Genomic DNA, 18502 nt, shown 5'->3' with positions numbered 1-18502 from the left:
GGGCGAGGTCAGGGTAGCGGGGCGTGGCGGCGGTCGATGCGGACTTCGTGCGAGAGTTCGGCGTGGCCGTGCTCGTCGACGGTTTCGAGACGCACGGTGAACCCCCACAGGCGCGCGAGGTGGCGCAGGACTTCGTCGGTGCTGTTACCCAGCGGGCGGCGGCGGTAAGGCTGGTGGCGCAGGGTGAGTGAGCGGTCGCCGCGCAGGTCGACGTTCCAGACCTGGACGTAAGGTTCGCGGGCGCCGAGGTTGTAGTGGTCGGAGAGGATGTCGCGCACGCGCTGGAAGCCGTTCTCGTCGTGGATGGCGGAAACCTGGAGCTTGTCTTCGCGGTCGTCGTCGAGCACAGCGAACATGCGGAAGTCGCGCATGATCCTGGGCGACAGGTACTGCGCGACGAAGCTTTCGTCCTTGAAGTTGCGCATCGCGAAATCGAAGGTTTCGAGCCAGTCGCTGCCAGCGATGTCGGGGAACCAGTGGCGGTCTTCGTCGTCGGGGTGTTCGCAGATGCGGCGGATGTCCTGCCACATCGCGAAGCCCAGCGCGTAGGGGTTGATGCCGTTGAACCAGCGGCTGTTGTAGGGCGGTTGGTAGACGACGTTGGTGTGCGACTGGAGGAATTCGAGCATGAAGCTGTCGGACAGCAGGCCTTCGTCGTACAGCCGGTTGAGCAGGGTGTAGTGCCAGAAGGTGGCCCAGCCTTCGTTCATGACCTGGGTCTGGCGCTGGGGGAAGAAGTATTGCGCGATCTTGCGCACGATGCGCACGACTTCGCGCTGCCAGGGCTCGAGCAGGGGGGCGTTCTTTTCGATGAAGTAGAGCAGGTTTTCTTCCGGCTCGGGCGGGAAACGCCGTTCGGCCTGGGGGCCGGGGTGGGTGTCGTGGGCGGGGAGGGTGCGCCAGAGGTCGTTGACCTGGCTCTGGAGGTATTCCTCGCGCTCTTGCTGGCGCAGTTTTTCCTTGGCCAGCGACAGCGGCGGGGGGCGTTTGTAGCGGTCTACGCCGAAGTTCATCAGGGCATGGCAGGAGTCGAGGATCTGCTCGACTTCTTCTTCGCCGTAGCGTTCTTCGCAGGCGGTGATGTAGTTCCGCGCGAAGATGAGGTAGTCGATGATGGCGTCGGCGTTGGTCCAGGTGCGGAACAGGTAGTTGCCCTTGAAGAAGCTGTTGTGGCCGTAGGCGGCGTGGGCGATCACCAGGCCCTGCATGGTGAGGGTGTTTTCTTCCATCAGGTAGGCGATGCAGGGGTTGGAGTTGATCACGATCTCGTAGGCCAGGCCCATCTGGCCGCGCTTGTAGCCTTTTTCGGTGGAGAGGAAATGCTTGCCGAAGGACCAGTGGTGGTAGTTCACCGGCATCCCCACCGAGGCGTAGGCGTCCATCATCTGTTCGGCGGTGATGATCTCGATCTGCACCGGGTAGGTGTCGAGGCGGAAATCGGCGGCGACGCGGGCGATTTCGGTGTGATAGCGCTCGATCGCCTCGATGGTCCATTCCGATCCGATCGGCAGGGGCGCCTTGCGGCGGCTACGGCCTTCCTTGGGGGTCGTGGCTTTCATGCGATGGTCTTCTTGAACAGTTCGCGGAATACCGGGTAGATGTCGGCCGGGGTTTCGATGCGTTGCATGGCGAAGTTGTCGTGCCCGGCGGCGATCTTGGTGTATTCGCGCCACAGGTTCTGGGGGTCGCCGGCGGTGATTTCGACGTAGGCGAAGTACTGGCACCAGGGCAGGATTTCATTGCCGAGGAGCCGCCCGCAGATGGGGGAGTCGTTGTCCCAGTTGTCGCCGTCGGAGGCCTGGGCGCCGTAGATGTTCCATTGGCCGCTGGTGTAACGCTCGCGCAGGATGTCGCGCATCATCACCAGCGCGCTCGAGACCACGGTGCCGCCCGATTCGCGCGAGTGGAAAAATTCGTCTTCGGTGACTTCCTTGGCGACGGTGTGGTGGCGGATGAAGACGACTTCGATGTGCTCGTAGGTGCGGGTGAGGAACAGGTAGAGCAGCATGAAGAAGCGCTTGGCGATGGACTTGCGCTCTTCGTCCATCGAGCCGGAGACGTCCATCAGGCAGAACATCACCGCCCGCGTGCTCGGCCGTGGCACCTTGATGCGGTTGTTGTAGCGCAGGTCGAAGCTGTCGATGAAGGGGATGCGTTCGATCTTGGCCTGGAGCAGGGCGAGTTCTTCGCGCAGCGCGCGCACTTCGTCGCTGTCTTCGCCGAGGCGGGCGAGGGCTTCGTCGAGTTCTTGCTGCAGTTCGCGGATGCGCGCGGCGGAGGGTGAGCCGAGCGCGAGGCGGCGGCCGAGGGCGCCGCGCATCGAGCGGATGATGTTGATGTTGGCCGGGGTGCCGTCGGACTTGAAACCGGCGCGCTGGGTCTTGTAGTCGGTAACCTTGGCGAGCTGGGTGCGGATCAGCCGCGGCAGTTCGAGGTCTTCGAAGAAGAGATCGAGGAACTCCTCGCGCGAGAGCTGGAAGACGAAGTCGTCCTCGTGCTCGCCCTCGTTGCTGGCCTTACCCTTGCCGGCGCCGCCGCCTTGACCGCCGAGCGGGCGGTTGATGCGGTCGCCGGCGTTGAACTGGTCGTTGCCGGGGAAGACCTGCTCCCAGATGCCGCCACGGCCGTGGTGCAGGGACGGTTCGGAGAGGTCGCGGGCGGGAATCGAGACCTGCTCGCCGTTGTCGAGGTCGCGGATGGAGCGGCCCTGGATGGCCTCGGACACCGCCTTGCGGATCTGCTGCTTGAAACGACGCATGAAGCGCTGGCGGTTAACCGCGCTCTTGTTCTTGCTGTCGAAGCGTCGATCGATGATGCGGACCATGCTGCCTCCCTTGGACCGGCCGGGCGCGGGCGGGGCGGTGAAGCCCCGCGGCACGCTCCCGGCAGTGTCAAGACGACTTGCGCACGCGCAGGTACCACTCGCACAGCAGGCGGACCTGCTTCTCGGTATAGCCCTTGTCGATCATGCGGTTGAGGAAGTCCTGGTGTTTTTTCTGCTCGTCGGCGCTCGCCTTGGCATTGAAGCTGATCACCGGGAGCAGATCTTCGGTGTTGGAGAACATCTTCTTCTCGATCACCGCGCGCAGCTTCTCGTAGGAGGTCCAACTCGGGTTGCGGCCGTCGTGCTTGGCGCGGGCACGCAGTACGAAGTTGACGACTTCGTTGCGGAAGTCCTTCGGGTTGCTGATGCCGGCCGGCTTTTCGATCTTTTCCAGCTCTTCGTTGAGGGCTGCACGGTCGAGGATCTCGCCGGTGTTGGGGTCGCGGAATTCCTGGTCCTGGATCCAGAAGTCGGCATACGTGACGTAGCGGTCGAAGATGTTCTGGCCGTACTCGGAGTAGCTCTCGAGGTAGGCGGTCTGGATCTCCTTGCCGATGAATTCGGCGTAGCGCGGGGCGAGGTATTCCTTGATGTAGCCCAGGTAGCGCGCTTCGGTCTCGGCCGGGTACTGCTCGGCTTCGATCTGCTGCTCGAGGACGTACATCAGGTGCACCGGGTTGGCGGCGACTTCGCGGTGGTCGAAGTTGAACACCTTGGACAGGGCCTTGAAAGCGAAGCGCGTAGACAGCCCGGTCATGCCTTCGTCGACGCCGGCGTAGTCGCGGTATTCCTGGTAGCTCTTGGCCTTGGGGTCGGTGTCCTTGAGGTTTTCACCGTCGTACACGCGCATCTTGGAGAAGATGCTGGAGTTTTCCGGTTCCTTCAGGCGCGACAGCACGGCGAACTGCGCCATCATCTTCAGCGTGTCGGGGGCGCAGGGCGCTTCGGACAGCGAGCTGTGGACGAGCAGTTTTTCATAGATGCGGATCTCGTCGGAGACGCGCAGGCAGTACGGCACCTTGACCGTGTAGATGCGGTCGAGAAAGGCTTCGTTGTTCTTGTTGTTCTTGAAGGCGACCCATTCGGACTCGTTCGAGTGCGCCATCACGATGCCATCGAAGGGGATCGCGCCGAAGCCTTCGGTGCCCTTGTAGTTGCCCTCCTGGGTGGCGGTGAGCAGCGGGTGGAGAACCTTGATCGGAGCCTTGAACATCTCGACGAATTCGAGCAGGCCGCGGTTGGCCAGGCACAGTCCGCCGGAGTAGCTGTAGGCATCGGGGTCGTCCTGCGAGTACTGCTCGAGCTTGCGGATGTCGATCTTGCCGACCAGTGAGGAGATGTCCTGGTTGTTCTCGTCGCCGGGTTCGGTCTTGGCTACTGCGATCTGGCGCAGCACCGAGGGGTTGAGCTTGACGACGCGGAATTTGGTGATGTCGCCGCCGTATTCGTGCAGGCGCTTGACCGCCCACGGGCTCATGATGGTGTCGAGGTAGCGGCGCGGGATGCCGAAGTCGCCTTCGAGGATGTGGGCGTCCTCGGTCGCATCGAACAGCGCGAGCGGGGACTCATGCACTGGAGAGCCCTTGATCGCGTAGAAGGGGATCTTCTCGATCAGGCTCTTGAGCATTTCGGCGAGCGAGGACTTGCCCCCGCCGACTGGGCCAAGCAGGTAGAGGATCTGCTTTTTCTCTTCCAGGCCCTGGGCGCCGTGGCGGAAGTAGGAGACGATGTTCTCGATGACCTCTTCCATGCCGTAGAAGTCGCGGAAGGCAGGATAGAGCTTGAGGATCTTGTTGGAGAAGATGCGTGACAGGCGCGGATCGAGGCGGGTGTCGACCAGTTCGGGCTCGCCGATCGCGTCCAGCATCCGTTCAGCCGCCGTGGCATAGGCCATCCGGTCGGCGCGGCACAGTTCGAGATATTCCTGGAGGGACATCTCCTCCTCGCGGGCAGCCTCGAAGCGGGCCTGGTAGGCGTTGAAGATGGTCATGGAAGTCTCCTGTCCGAGCGAAGTGCGGTGCCGATCGATCGCAACCGCCAAGAAACGCTTGCTGCGTCAGCCGCCTGTGCGACGGAGTCCGTTTTGCCGAGCCTGCTGGCACCGGATCTGTTGATCATAGGATATGACGAGTCGAGGACGAGTTCCGCCGTCGGGGGGTCTTTTTTTAGCGCAATTCCTTTCGCCGGCCGCGTGCGGGCACTACGACCGGCGCAAGGCGGTGGCAGCCGTGGCGCGGATGGCAAGGGGGAAAACCGCCGCTTCTGCCACTCCTGCAGGGCGGATCCGCGTGCTGTGCTAGAATCCCCGCTCTTCGTACAACGTGTTCACGCTGGCGAGGGATGTGTGTGCTGTGTCTCGGCGCCTATCCTCGAAAGAGCGGGAACGGATTATTGACTTCTCAGGATCGACTCAATGGAGCAGAACCAGGAAACCCCGAGCGCGCTCGAGCGCCGTATCGACATCGCCGTTTCGCTGGCGGACATCGAGAAAGAGGTGGATGACCGTCTCAAGCGTATCGCCCGTACGGTGAAGATGGCGGGTTTCCGCCCGGGCAAGGTGCCGATGAAGATCGTCGCCCAGACGCACGGTGGCCAGGCGCGCGGCGAGGCGGTCGGGGCCGCGGTGGAAAAGGCCTTCGGCGACAAGGTGCGTGCGGACAGCCTGCGTGTCGCGGGTTATCCGCAGATCCAGCCCAAGGAGGCGGCCACCGAAGGCACGCTGGAATTCACCGCAGTGTTCGAAGTGTACCCTGAGGTCGTGGTCGGTGATCTTGCCGGCCAGAAGATCGAGCGTCCCGTACTGACCGTCGGTGAAGCCGAGGTCGACAAGACCATCGATGTGCTGCGCAAGCAGCGCACCACCTTCACCGCTGTCGATCGTGCCGCGGCCGAAGGCGACCGCGTTGTGATCGACTTCACCGGGCGCAAGGATGGCGAGGTGTTCGATGGCGGCCAGGCTCAGGATTTCCCCTTCGTGATCGGCGCCGGTTCGATGCTGAAGGAGTTCGAAGCGGCGGTTGCCGGTCTCAAGGCGGGCGACAGCAAGGTTTTCGATATGACCTTCCCCGAGGACTACCATGCACAGCATCTGGCGGGCCAGGCGGTGCAGTTCGAAGTGATGGTCAAGGCGGTCGAAGAAGCGGTGCTGCCGACCGTCGATGGCGACTTCGCCAAGGCGCTCGGTGTGACCGACGGCGATGTCTCCAAGCTGCGCGAGGAGGTGAAGGCCAACCTCGAGCGCGAGGTCAAGCGCCGTGTCCAGTCCCGCGTGAAGGAACAGGTCATGGAGGCGCTGCTCGCCGCGACCCCGATCGAAGTGCCCAAGGCGCTGGTGCAGGCCGAGTCGGAGCAACTCGCCAATAGCGCCCGCCGCGACCTGGAAATGCGCGGCCTCAAGACCAAGGACATTCCGGTGGAGCCGGCCTGGTTCGCCGATCAGGCGGTGCGTCGGGTCAAGCTCGGTCTGATCATGGCCGAACTGGTGAAGGCCAACGAACTCCATGCCAAGCCCGAGCAGGTGCGTGCGCTGGTCGAGGAGATGGCGCAGAGCTACGAGGATCCGTCCGAACTGATGCGCTGGTACTACTCCGAACCCGAGCGCCTGGCCCAGGCCGAAGCCGTGGTCATCGAAGACAATGTCGTCGCCTGGGTCAGCGCCAAGGCCGACACGACCGACAAGGACGTGGCGTTCGACGAACTGATGGGCAACAACGCGGCCTGATGCCGCAGAGGGTCTGATCCATGATGCAAGGAACACCCCAGCACAGCAGCGACTGGAACCCGGTCGGCCTCGGCCTGGTTCCGATGGTGGTCGAGCAGAGCGGTCGCGGCGAACGCGCCTACGACATCTATTCGCGCCTTCTGAAGGAGCGGGTGGTGTTCCTGGTCGGCCCGGTCAATGATGTCACCGCCAACCTCATCGTCGCCCAGCTGTTGTTCCTCGAGTCCGAAAATCCGGACAAGGACATCTATTTCTACATCAACTCGCCGGGTGGTTCGGTGACGGCCGGGATGGCGATCTACGACACCATGCAGTTCGTCAAGCCGAACGTCAGCACGCTGTGCATCGGCCAGGCGGCGAGCATGGGGGCCTTCCTGCTGGCGGCGGGCGAGAAGGGCAAGCGCTTCATCCTGCCCAATTCGCGGGTGATGATCCACCAGCCGCTCGGCGGCTTCCAGGGTCAGGCTTCGGATATCGAGATCCATGCCCGCGAAATCCTTTACCTGCGCGCGCGCCTGAACGACATGCTGGCCAAGCACACCGGGCAATCGCTCGAACGCATCGAGAAGGATACCGATCGCGACAACTTCATGTCTGCCGCAGCGGCGGTCGAGTACGGTCTGGTCGATAAGGTGCTGACCAGTCGCGACGACACCTGATTCAGGAGAGATCTCACATGACGGACAAGAAGGCAGGCGGCGACAAGCTGCTGTACTGCTCGTTCTGCGGCAAGAGCCAGCATGAGGTGCGCAAGCTGATCGCCGGCCCCTCCGTCTTCATTTGCGACGAATGCATCGAGCTGTGCAACGACATCATCCGCGATGAAATCGTCGGCGCTGCGGATCCGGATAATTTCAAGGGCGCCTTGCCGACGCCGCACGAGATCTGCGGGATTCTCGATCAGTATGTGATCGGGCAGCCGCAGGCCAAGCGTAGTCTGGCGGTCGCGGTGTACAACCACTACAAGCGCTTGCGCCACCTCGAAGCCAAACAGGACGATGTCGAGTTGGCGAAGAGCAACATCTTGCTGATCGGACCCACCGGTTCGGGCAAGACCTTGCTCGCGCAGACGCTCGCCCGCTTGCTCAACGTGCCCTTCGTCATGGCCGATGCCACGACGCTGACCGAAGCGGGCTATGTCGGCGAGGACGTCGAGAACATCATCCAGAAGCTGCTGCAAAAATGCGACTACGACGTCGACAAGGCGCAGCAGGGCATCATTTACATCGACGAAATCGACAAGATTTCACGCAAGGCGGACAACCCTTCGATCACCCGGGATGTCTCCGGCGAGGGGGTGCAGCAGGCGCTGCTCAAGCTGGTGGAAGGTACGGTGGCGTCGATTCCGCCGCAGGGTGGGCGCAAGCATCCGAATCAGGATTTCATCCAGGTCGATACCACCAACGTGCTGTTCATCTGCGGTGGCGCTTTCGATGGGCTGGAAAAGGTCATCCGCAATCGCACCGAGAAGGTCGGCATCGGCTTCGGCGCCGAGGTCAAGAGCCGCGAGACGAAAAGCCTGACCGACACCTTCCGCCAGGTCGAGCCGGAAGACCTGATCAAGTTCGGCTTGATCCCTGAACTGATCGGCCGCTTGCCGGTGGTTGCGACGCTGCAGGAACTCGACGAGGAGGCCCTCATCCAAATTCTCGTCGAACCCAAGAATGCGCTGGTCAAGCAGTACCAGAAGCTGTTCTCGATGGAAGGGGTCGAGCTCGAGATCCGTCCGAGTGCCCTGCATGCAGTGGCCCGCAAGGCAATCAAGCGCAAGACGGGGGCGCGCGGCCTGCGCTCCATCCTCGAAGCCGCACTGCTCGACATCATGTATGACCTGCCCGCCCTGGAAGGGGTGGAGAAAGTCGTGGTCGACGAGTCGACCATCGAAGAAGGAGGCAAGCCCTTGCTGATCTACGCCGAGCAGCAGAAGGTGTCGGGCGCCAACTGAAAGGCTGCACCCCGCACCGACTGTGTGCGGGGTCGAATTGAACCCGCTGCTTGAGTTTCCAGGTCACGCCCATACATGGGTGTGACCTTTTGCCTTAAGGAAAGAAAAATGTCGGGTCCTGCTGACCTCCCCAACGAAGCGATGGAAATGCCGCTGTTGCCGCTGCGCGACGTGGTCGTTTTCCCGCACATGGTCATCCCGCTGTTCGTCGGCCGCCCCAAGAGCATCAAGGCGCTGGAAAGCGCAATGGAGGCGGGCAAGAGCATCTTGTTGGTGGCGCAGAAGTCTGCCGCCAAGGATGAGCCGTCGGTCGAGGACCTGTATTCGATCGGCTGCATCGCCAACATCCTGCAGATGCTCAAGTTGCCCGACGGCACCATCAAGGTGCTGGTCGAAGGCGTGCAACGGGCTCATATCGATACCGTCGAAGATCAGCACAGCCTGTTCGTCGCAACGGTGAGACCGGTTCCGGCCGCCGAGAGTGGCGACAATGAACTGGAAGCAATGCGGCGCGCGATCATCGCCCAGTTCGATCAGTACGTTAAGCTCAACAAGAAGATCCCGCCCGAAATCCTCGGCTCGCTTGCCGGGATCGAGGAAGCAGGTCGTCTTGCCGACACGATCGCCGCCCACCTGCCGCTGCGCCTGGAGCAGAAGCAGGAGGTGCTGGAAATGTTCGATACCGGCGCCCGTCTTGACAAGCTGCTGACCCAGCTCGAGGGCGAACTCGACATCCTGCAGGTGGAAAAGCGCATCCGTGGCCGGGTCAAGCGCCAGATGGAGAAGAGCCAGCGCGAGTACTACCTGAATGAGCAGGTCAAGGCGATCCAGAAGGAGCTCGGCGAAGGCGAGGACGGCGCTGACCTGGAAGAGATGGACAAGAAGATCAAGGCCGCCGGGATGCCCAAGGAGGCCTTGGCCAAGGCTGAGGCCGAGTTCAAGAAGCTGCGTCTGATGTCGCCGATGTCGGCCGAGGCGACCGTCGTCCGCAACTACATCGACACCCTGATCGGCCTGCCGTGGAAGAAAAAGTCGCGCGTCAGCAAAGACCTGCTCGAGGCTGAGAAGGTACTGGACAAGGATCACTACGGACTGGAGCGCGTCAAGGAACGGATCCTCGAGTACCTTGCCGTGCAGCAGCGTGTGGACAAGGTCAAGGCGCCGATCCTGTGCCTGGTCGGCCCCCCGGGTGTGGGAAAAACCTCGCTCGGCCAGTCGATCGCCAAGGCGACCAACCGCAAGTTCATCCGCATGGCCCTGGGAGGGGTGCGTGACGAGGCCGAGATTCGTGGCCATCGACGCACCTATATCGGCTCGATGCCGGGGAAAATCCTGCAGAACATGGGCAAGGTCGGGGTCAAGAATCCGTTGTTCCTGCTCGATGAGGTCGACAAGCTCGGCATGGACTTCCGTGGCGATCCGTCCTCGGCTTTGCTCGAAGTGCTCGACCCGGAGCAAAATCACACCTTTCAGGACCATTACGTCGAGGTCGACTTCGATCTTTCCGATGTGATGTTCGTCGCTACGGCCAACACCTTGAACATTCCGGCCGCACTCCTCGACCGCATGGAGGTGATCCGTCTGTCGGGGTATACCGAAGACGAGAAGGTCAACATCGCCCAGCGTTACCTGCTACCCAAGCAGATGAAGAACAATGGCCTGAAGTCGGAGGAGATGTCGCTGACCGAGGATGCGCTGCGCGACATCGTGCGCTATTACACGCGTGAAGCGGGGGTGCGCAGTCTCGAGCGGGAGATTTCAAAAGTCTGCCGGAAGGTGGTCAAGCAGCTCTTGCTGAAGAGCCGCAGCAGCAAGGTGGTGGTCAACGCGAAGAGCCTCGACAAGTTCCTCGGCGTACGCAAGTACAGCTTCGGCATGGCCGAAAAGGAAAACCAGATCGGCCAGGTTACCGGCCTAGCGTGGACCGAAGTCGGTGGCGAACTGCTTACCGTCGAGGCGGTGCAACTGCCCGGGAAGGGCAAGGTGCTGACCACTGGCAAGCTTGGCGAGGTAATGCAGGAGTCGATCCAGGCAGCCCTTTCGGTGGTGCGCAAGCGCGCACGTTCGCTCGGTATCGATCCGGAGTTTCATCAGAAAAGCGACGTCCACATTCACCTGCCCGAGGGGGCTATACCGAAAGATGGTCCTTCGGCGGGGATCGCGATCTCTACGGCGCTGGTGTCGGTACTGACCGGTATTCCGGTGCGCTGCGATGTCGCGATGACCGGGGAGATCACCTTGCGCGGAGAGGTTCTGGCGATCGGCGGCCTCAAGGAAAAGCTTCTGGCGGCCGTTCGCGGTGGCATCCGGACCGCACTGATTCCGGAGGAAAACGTCAAGGATCTGGCCGAGATTCCGGACAACATCAAGAACGCGATCGAGATCGTACCTGTGAAGTGGATCGACCGCGTCCTCGAGTTGGCGCTCGAGCGTAAGCCCGAGCCGCTTCCGGAAGAATCGGCGAGTGTGGCTGCGACGGTGGCAGGCACCACGGAAGAGGCCTCCGGTACGCAGACGGGGGTGCGCGCTCACTGAGCAGTTCCCTTCGATGCCGCCCCGACTACGGCCGTCCCGGACTTCATCGGGGAGCGGCCGTAGTCGTAACTGAACTGTCGTTGACAGGCCTGAATTCAGCGCGCTATAAGAAGGCGCGTGAAGCAGTCTGGTTTCTTGAGTGGCTCTGAGTCCCGCGCCTGGCGCGGATCTGGTGAAGTTCGTTCGAACGCAGTTCACATCCGGAGGGGTTACATGAATAAACAAGAACTTGTCTCTAGCATTGCGGAGAAGGCCTCACTCACCAAAGCGGACGCCGGGCGCGCACTCGACGCCGCGGTCGCAACCGTGACCGAAGCGCTCCGGCAAAACGATACTGTCACCTTGGTGGGCTTCGGTTCCTTCTATCTTGGCGAGCGCGCCGCCCGTACCGGGCGCAATCCGCGCACCGGGAAGAACATCAAAATCAAGGCTGCCAAGGTTCCTAAATTCCGCGCTGGCAAAAGTCTGAAGGAGTCGGTAAACTGACGGACTTTGCTGCTGCCGGCTTCATCGTCGAAGGTGGCCTAGGCGCGGGTGCTTAGCTCAGTTGGTAGAGCGCTAGCCTTACAAGCTGGATGTCGGCGGTTCGATCCCGTCAGCACCCACCAGGAATTCAAAAGCCCGGACTTGTTCCGGGTTTGTTTTCGGCCCGCTGTTTCGATGTGTCGTCGATGCTGCGATTCAATGCAGATGTACTCGAGAAAATAAGTTTGAAAAGCGGTTGACGGCGGGTTTTCAAAAATACATAATTCGCCTCCTTCGCTGCACGGGCAGCGGTTCTTTAAAAAGTTGGACAACCGATAAGTGTGGGTGCTTGGTGGTTGTGGCCGGAAGCGACGCGAGTTGCTTTGGTTTCACAATGATTGGGTGCTCATGCTGATTAAGTCAGTATTTTGAGTACTTTGTAGGATTGAACTTAAGAGTTTGATCCTGGCTCAGATTGAACGCTGGCGGCATGCTTTACACATGCAAGTCGAACGGCAGCGGGGGCTTCGGCCTGCCGGCGAGTGGCGAACGGGTGAGTAATGCATCGGAACGTGCCCATGTCGTGGGGGATAACGTATCGAAAGGTACGCTAATACCGCATACGTCCTGAGGGAGAAAGCGGGGGATTCTTCGGAACCTCGCGCGATTGGAGCGGCCGATGTCGGATTAGCTAGTAGGTGAGGTAAAGGCTCACCTAGGCGACGATCCGTAGCGGGTCTGAGAGGATGATCCGCCACACTGGGACTGAGACACGGCCCAGACTCCTACGGGAGGCAGCAGTGGGGAATTTTGGACAATGGGGGCAACCCTGATCCAGCCATGCCGCGTGAGTGAAGAAGGCCTTCGGGTTGTAAAGCTCTTTCGGCCGGGAAGAAATCGCGCACTCTAACATAGTGTGTGGATGACGGTACCGGACTAAGAAGCACCGGCTAACTACGTGCCAGCAGCCGCGGTAATACGTAGGGTGCGAGCGTTAATCGGAATTACTGGGCGTAAAGCGTGCGCAGGCGGTTTTGTAAGACAGATGTGAAATCCCCGGGCTCAACCTGGGAACTGCGTTTGTGACTGCAAGGCTAGAGTACGGCAGAGGGGGGTGGAATTCCTGGTGTAGCAGTGAAATGCGTAGATATCAGGAGGAACACCGATGGCGAAGGCAGCCCCCTGGGCCTGTACTGACGCTCATGCACGAAAGCGTGGGGAGCAAACAGGATTAGATACCCTGGTAGTCCACGCCCTAAACGATGTCGACTAGTCGTTCGGAGCAGCAATGCACTGAGTGACGCAGCTAACGCGTGAAGTCGACCGCCTGGGGAGTACGGCCGCAAGGTTAAAACTCAAAGGAATTGACGGGGACCCGCACAAGCGGTGGATGATGTGGATTAATTCGATGCAACGCGAAAAACCTTACCTACCCTTGACATGTCTGGAACCTTGCTGAGAGGCGAGGGTGCCTTCGGGAGCCAGAACACAGGTGCTGCATGGCTGTCGTCAGCTCGTGTCGTGAGATGTTGGGTTAAGTCCCGCAACGAGCGCAACCCTTGTCACTAGTTGCCATCATTTGGTTGGGCACTCTAGTGAGACTGCCGGTGACAAACCGGAGGAAGGTGGGGATGACGTCAAGTCCTCATGGCCCTTATGGGTAGGGCTTCACACGTCATACAATGGTCGGTACAGAGGGTTGCCAAGCCGCGAGGTGGAGCCAATCCCAAAAAGCCGATCGTAGTCCGGATCGTAGTCTGCAACTCGACTACGTGAAGTCGGAATCGCTAGTAATCGCAGATCAGCATGCTGCGGTGAATACGTTCCCGGGTCTTGTACACACCGCCCGTCACACCATGGGAGTGGGTTTCACCAGAAGTAGGTAGCTTAACCTTCGGGAGGGCGCTTACCACGGTGAGATTCATGACTGGGGTGAAGTCGTAACAAGGTAGCCGTATCGGAAGGTGCGGCTGGATCACCTCCTTTCAAGAGAACAGGTCACGGCGGCCAAGTATCCACAACTTATCGGTTGTTCAAGCGAAGAGCCTCGAAGTAGATAAGAGGGTCTGTAGCTCAGCTGGTTAGAGCACCGTCTTGATAAGGCGGGGGTCGTTGGTTCGAACCCAACCAGACCCACCAGGAATTTTTGGTTGTTCGAGACAGTATGGGGCTGTAGCTCAGCTGGGAGAGCGGCGGCTTTGCAAGCCGTAGGTCGTCGGTTCGATCCCGACCAGCTCCACCAGGTTTCGAGCCGGTGCTCTTCGAGGTGCGTGAGGCGTCAGGCGTGAGGTGCCGGAAGGTAGTTCAGTCCTGACTCTTTACGAGTCGTGCTCTTTAACAAAGTGGAAGAAGTGCAGTGTGCATCGAGCCGGTGCGCACTGCAAGTTGTGTGATTGCATTGATCCAGTGCTGAGCTTGTCAGCGCAGCGCTGGATCGCACAAACGAGTTCGTCCTTGTACAGTGGGCCTTCAATGGAGGGTCCAAGGTTATAGGATCAAGCGACTAAGTGCATGTGGTGGATGCCTTGGCGATCACAGGCGATGAAGGACGTGTAAGCCTGCGAAAAGCGTGGGGGAGCTGGCAATAGAGCTTTGATCCCACGATGTCCGAATGGGGAAACCCACCCCGCAAGGGGTATCCCAGACTGAATACATAGGTCTGAGGAGGCGAACCGAGCGAACTGAAACATCTAAGTAGCTCGAGGAACAGAAATCAACCGAGATTCCGCAAGTAGTGGCGAGCGAACGCGGAGTAGCCTGCACGACTAAACCATCAGCTTAGCAAAACGGTCTGGAAAGTCCGACGATACAGGGTGATAGTCCCGTATGCGAAAAGCCGGTGGCGGGTCTGAGCGTGCGACAAGTAGGGCGGGACACGAGAAATCCTGTCTGAAGATGGGGGGACCATCCTCCAAGGCTAAATACTCGTGATCGACCGATAGTGAACCAGTACCGTGAGGGAAAGGCGAAAAGAACCCCGGGAGGGGAGTGAAATAGATCCTGAAACCGCATGCATACAAACAGTGGGAGCCTCCTTGTGGGGTGACTGCGTACCTTTTGTATAATGGGTCAGCGACTTACGTTCAGTAGCGAGCTTAACCGAATAGGGGAGGCGTAGCGAAAGCGAGTCTGATAAGGGCGTCAGAGTTGCTGGGCGTAGACCCGAAACCGGATGATCTATCCATGGCCAGGATGAAGGTGCCGTAACAGGTACTGGAGGTCCGAACCCACTAACGTTGAAAAGTTAGGGGATGAGCTGTGGATAGGGGTGAAAGGCTAAACAAATCCGGAAATAGCTGGTTCTCCCCGAAAACTATTTAGGTAGTGCGTCGTACGGACACTTGCGGGGGTAGAGCACTGTAATCGTTGGGGGGGTCATTGCGATCTACCCCGCGATAGCAAACTCCGAATACCGCAAAGTGATATACGGCAGACAGACATCGGGTGCTAACGTCCGGTGTCAAGAGGGAAACAACCCAGACCGCCAGCTAAGGTCCCAAATGCATGGCTAAGTGGCAAACGAGGTGGGAAGGCCCAGACAGCTAGGAGGTTGGCTTAGAAGCAGCCACCCTTTAAAGAAAGCGTAATAGCTCACTAGTCGAGTCGTCCTGCGCGGAAGATGTAACGGGGCTCAAGCCATGAACCGAAGCTGCGGATGTGTCTTTGACACGTGGTAGGGGAGCGTTCCGTAAGCCTGCGAAGGTGTCTCGTAAGGGATGCTGGAGGTATCGGAAGTGCGAATGCTGACATGAGTAGCGATAAAGGGTGTGAAAAGCACCCTCGCCGTAAGCCCAAGGTTTCCTGCGCAACGTTCATCGGCGCAGGGTGAGTCGGCCCCTAAGGCGAGGCAGAAATGCGTAGTCGATGGGAAACAGGTCAATATTCCTGTACCGCTCTATGATGCGATGGGGGGACGGAGAAGGTTAGCTCGGCCATCTGTTGGAATAGGTGGTTCAAGTGTGTAGGCGTGCTGCGTAGGCAAATCCGCGCGGCTAAGCTGAGGCATGATAACGAGGACCCTTGCGGTCCGAAGCGAGTGATACCCAGCTTCCAGGAAAAGCCTCTAAGCTTCAGTCATAGAGTGACCGTACCGCAAACCGACACAGGTGGGCTGGTAGAGAATACCAAGGCGCTTGAGAGAACTCAGGAGAAGGAACTCGGCAAATTGATACCGTAACTTCGGGAGAAGGTATGCCCCGTTAGCTTGTAGGAGAACATCCGAAGGGCGAAGGGGCCGCAGAGAATCGGTGGCTGCGACTGTTTATTAAAAACACAGCACTGTGCAAACACGAAAGTGGACGTATACGGTGTGACGCCTGCCCGGTGCCGGAAGGTTAAGTGATGGGGTGCAAGCTCTTGATCGAAGCCCCGGTAAACGGCGGCCGTAACTATAACGGTCCTAAGGTAGCGAAATTCCTTGTCGGGTAAGTTCCGACCTGCACGAATGGCGTAACGATGGCCACACTGTCTCCTCCTGAGACTCAGCGAAGTTGAAATGTTTGTGAAGATGCAATCTCCCCGCGGCTAGACGGAAAGACCCCATGAACCTTTACTGTAGCTTTGCATTGGACTTTGACGGGACTTGTGTAGGATAGGTGGGAGGCTTTGAAGCCGGGACGCTAGTTCCGGTGGAGCCAACCTTGAAATACCACCCTGGTGTCGTCGAGGTTCTAACCCAGGCCTGTGAATCCAGGTCGGGGACCGTGCATGGTGGGCAGTTTGACTGGGGCGGTCTCCTCCCAAAAGGTAACGGAGGAGTACGAAGGTCACCTAGGTACGGTCGGACATCGTACTGATAGTGCAATGGCAAAAGGTGGCTTGACTGCGAGACCCACACGTCGAGCAGGTGCGAAAGCAGGTCATAGTGATCCGGTGGTTCTGTATGGAAGGGCCATCGCTCAACGGATAAAAGGTACTCTGGGGATAACAGGCTGATTCCGCCCAAGAGTTCACATCGACGGCGGAGTTTGGCACCTCGATGTCGGCTCATCACATCCTGGGGCTGTAGCCGGTCCCAAGGGTATGGCTGTTCGCCATTTAAAGTGGTACGTGAGCTGGGTTTAAAACGTCGTGAGACAGTTTGGTCCCTATCTGCCGTGGGCGCTGGAAGTTTGAGAGGGCCTGCTCCTAGTACGAGAGGACCGGAGTGGACGCACCCCTGGTGTACCGGTTGTGACGCCAGTCGCATCGCCGGGTAGCTATGTGCGGAAGAGATAACCGCTGAAAGCATCTAAGCGGGAAACTCGCCTCAAGATGAGACTTCCCCGGGGCCTCGAGCCCCCTGAAGGGTCGTTGAAGACCACAACGTTGATAGGCCGGGTGTGCAAGCGTGGCAACACGTTCAGCTAACCGGTACTAATTGCCCGTGCGGCTTGATCCTATAACCTTCAAAACAATACGAACTCGTTTCATCGGGTAACAAACCCGACAATCACACAACACTTCTTCCTCCTTTGGCCTGCTCCGCTGCAGGTGACAAGTCAAAGTCTGACGACCATAGCCGTGCGGTACCACCCCTTCCCTTCCCGAACAGGACCGTGAAACGCATGTGCGCCGATGATAGTGAGGCCCGCCCTCGTGAAAGTAGGTCATCGTCAGACTAACCCATAAAAAAACGCCCAGATACCCTGTCTGGGCGTTTTTGCGTCAACAACTCTCGCAACTCTTGTGCCAACAACTATTCAATACAACAAGCAGGATTACTCTTCAAAAACCCGAAAAGCGAACCCAGAAAAGAAAACACGAGGATCATTCAGCGTTAATACTCCGGGTATCATGGCCGAATATGGTGTGACTCAGGGGTGTGATGTCCAGAAGGGAAATCCAATGAACCCTTTTCGTGCTCTATCGGACCGTGCTCGGACATGGGGTGTTGCAGTCGTTCTGGCTTGGGGATGCCAGGCGCAGGCAGCGGGGTGGTTACTGGCTTCGCAGAACCCGAGTGCCGAACCGGGAGGCTTTTTTTCCGTCATCGTCATTCGCCTTCCCGGCGCGGATGAATTGCCCGATCGTATCTCCGGCGTTGTCGAGTTGTCCCTCGCAGGGCCGCAGATCGCACTCGAGCTAACCGCTTCCGAGCAGGAGACATCTGGTCAGCGGCGTTACGTTGGGCGATGGCCGCAGGAGGCGGTCGGGGTGGCTACGCTGACTTTGCGCGATGTACCTACGGCCCGGATGTTGATTGAAGCCGGAACCTCCCCCGTCGCGGTGGCACTTTCGGCCAGACAGCAGGCCTCTGGGCGGTTGCAACCCGGAACAGCGCCCGAAGGACCGACGATCGAGCCTGCCCAACCTAATGCACTTGGTTTTCATGAACCGATGTATTTTCTGCTTGGCGGCAACGACCCTCGCTCGGCACGGTTCCAGTTCAGTTTCCGCTATCGCCTGTTCGATGACCAAGGCATGATTGCCGAGAACTTTCCGGTCGTGCGGGGGCTGTATTTTGGCTTCACTCAGACCTCGTTGTGGGATCTGGATGCGCACTCCAAGCCGTTCCGCGATACCAGCTTCCGGCCTTCGCTGTTTTACCGCTGGAGGCTATCGACCCCTGAAAACGGGGGCTGGATGGCGTTTTCGGGAGGCTACGAACATGAGTCGAACGGCAAGGATGGTGCTGATTCGCGCAGCATCGACATGTTGTTTTTGCGTGCCGAAGCGCGACGACACTTCAGTGATGGGCGTACGTACATGGGGATCGCACCTAAGGTGTGGGCTTACCTCGACAAGGAAGATAATCCCGATATCGCCGAATATCGAGGCTATGGCGAACTCGAGATACGCTTCGGCCGCGATGACGGATTGATGCTTAGCGGCCTGCTGCGGCGCGGCAGTGCGGGAAAGACGAGCGCGCAGCTCGACCTGTCTTATCCGCTGCGGCGAAGCATTTTTTCGGGCGTGGGGGCCTTTGTTCACCTACAGTATTTCAGGGGGCACGGTGAAACGTTGATCGACTACAGTGAGTCGCGCGGTTCGCAGTTCAGGCTCGGCGTCTCGCTTGTCAGATAAATATCAT

9 protein-coding genes, 3 tRNA genes and 3 rRNA genes are annotated in these 18502 nt (G+C 59.5%); 12 read left to right on the top strand and 3 right to left on the bottom strand.

The window, feature by feature from the left end:
* Positions 1-8: 8 nt before the first annotated feature.
* The 3 genes from Tchl_RS14605 to Tchl_RS14595 form a co-directional block, all read right to left on the bottom strand.
* Entirely contained in the window at positions 9-1559 is a 1551-nt protein-coding gene (locus Tchl_RS14605) for a SpoVR family protein (RefSeq protein WP_075149039.1), read from the bottom strand.
* Positions 1556-2824: a YeaH/YhbH family protein gene (locus Tchl_RS14600; protein WP_075149038.1), complete on the bottom strand. Its 1269-nt coding sequence runs from the start codon at positions 2822-2824 to the stop codon at positions 1556-1558. The genes Tchl_RS14605 and Tchl_RS14600 overlap by 4 nt, the downstream gene beginning before the upstream one ends.
* A 67-nt stretch (positions 2825-2891) precedes the next feature.
* Positions 2892-4814: a PrkA family serine protein kinase gene (locus tag Tchl_RS14595; protein ID WP_075149037.1), complete on the bottom strand. Its 1923-nt coding sequence runs from the start codon at positions 4812-4814 to the stop codon at positions 2892-2894.
* 423 nt (positions 4815-5237) lie between these two features.
* On the opposite strand from Tchl_RS14595, the gene tig reads away from it, so the two are divergent.
* The 12 genes from tig (at position 5238) to Tchl_RS14535 (ending at position 18495) form a co-directional block, all read left to right on the top strand.
* The gene (gene tig / locus Tchl_RS14590) at positions 5238-6545 is read left to right on the top strand and encodes a trigger factor (RefSeq protein ID WP_075149036.1); all 1308 of its coding nucleotides are present in this window, start codon (positions 5238-5240) and stop codon (positions 6543-6545) included.
* Between the two features lie 20 nt (positions 6546-6565).
* Positions 6566-7204, top strand: coding sequence for an ATP-dependent Clp endopeptidase proteolytic subunit ClpP (gene clpP / locus Tchl_RS14585; protein ID WP_075149035.1), 639 nt, complete (start codon positions 6566-6568; stop codon positions 7202-7204).
* A gap of 17 nt (positions 7205-7221) precedes the next feature.
* Entirely contained in the window at positions 7222-8490 is a 1269-nt protein-coding gene (gene clpX, locus Tchl_RS14580) for an ATP-dependent Clp protease ATP-binding subunit ClpX (protein WP_075149034.1), read from the top strand.
* Positions 8491-8598: 108 nt separating this feature from the next.
* Positions 8599-11025 carry an endopeptidase La gene (gene lon / locus Tchl_RS14575; protein WP_075149033.1) on the top strand — a complete coding sequence of 809 codons (2427 nt, stop codon included), beginning with the start codon at positions 8599-8601 and terminating at the stop codon, positions 11023-11025.
* A gap of 117 nt (positions 11026-11142) precedes the next feature.
* Complete coding sequence (locus tag Tchl_RS14570; protein WP_268810528.1) at positions 11143-11511, top strand: HU family DNA-binding protein; 369 nt, start codon at positions 11143-11145, stop codon at positions 11509-11511.
* A 46-nt stretch (positions 11512-11557) separates the two neighbouring features.
* Positions 11558-11633 (top strand) — tRNA-Val (locus tag Tchl_RS14565).
* A 304-nt stretch (positions 11634-11937) separates the two neighbouring features.
* Positions 11938-13476 (top strand): 16S ribosomal RNA (locus tag Tchl_RS14560).
* A gap of 76 nt (positions 13477-13552) precedes the next feature.
* Positions 13553-13629 (top strand) — tRNA-Ile (locus tag Tchl_RS14555).
* Between the two features lie 27 nt (positions 13630-13656).
* Positions 13657-13732 (top strand) — tRNA-Ala (locus tag Tchl_RS14550).
* Positions 13733-13983: 251 nt separating this feature from the next.
* A 23S ribosomal RNA gene (locus Tchl_RS14545) occupies positions 13984-16870 on the top strand.
* 106 nt (positions 16871-16976) lie between these two features.
* Positions 16977-17090 (top strand): 5S ribosomal RNA (rrf, locus tag Tchl_RS14540).
* Together the 16S, 23S and 5S rRNA genes with 3 tRNA genes alongside form the textbook arrangement of a ribosomal RNA operon.
* Positions 17091-17316: 226 nt before the next feature.
* The gene (locus Tchl_RS14535; RefSeq protein WP_075149031.1) at positions 17317-18495 is read left to right on the top strand and encodes a phospholipase A; all 1179 of its coding nucleotides are present in this window, start codon (positions 17317-17319) and stop codon (positions 18493-18495) included.
* Positions 18496-18502 lie beyond the last annotated feature (7 nt).

It is taken from the genome of Thauera chlorobenzoica (assembly GCF_001922305.1).
Taxonomy (GTDB): Bacteria; Pseudomonadota; Gammaproteobacteria; order Burkholderiales; family Rhodocyclaceae; genus Thauera; species Thauera chlorobenzoica.
Note: the sequence above shows the minus strand (reverse complement) of the source record. Positions and strands in the feature narration are given on the sequence as shown.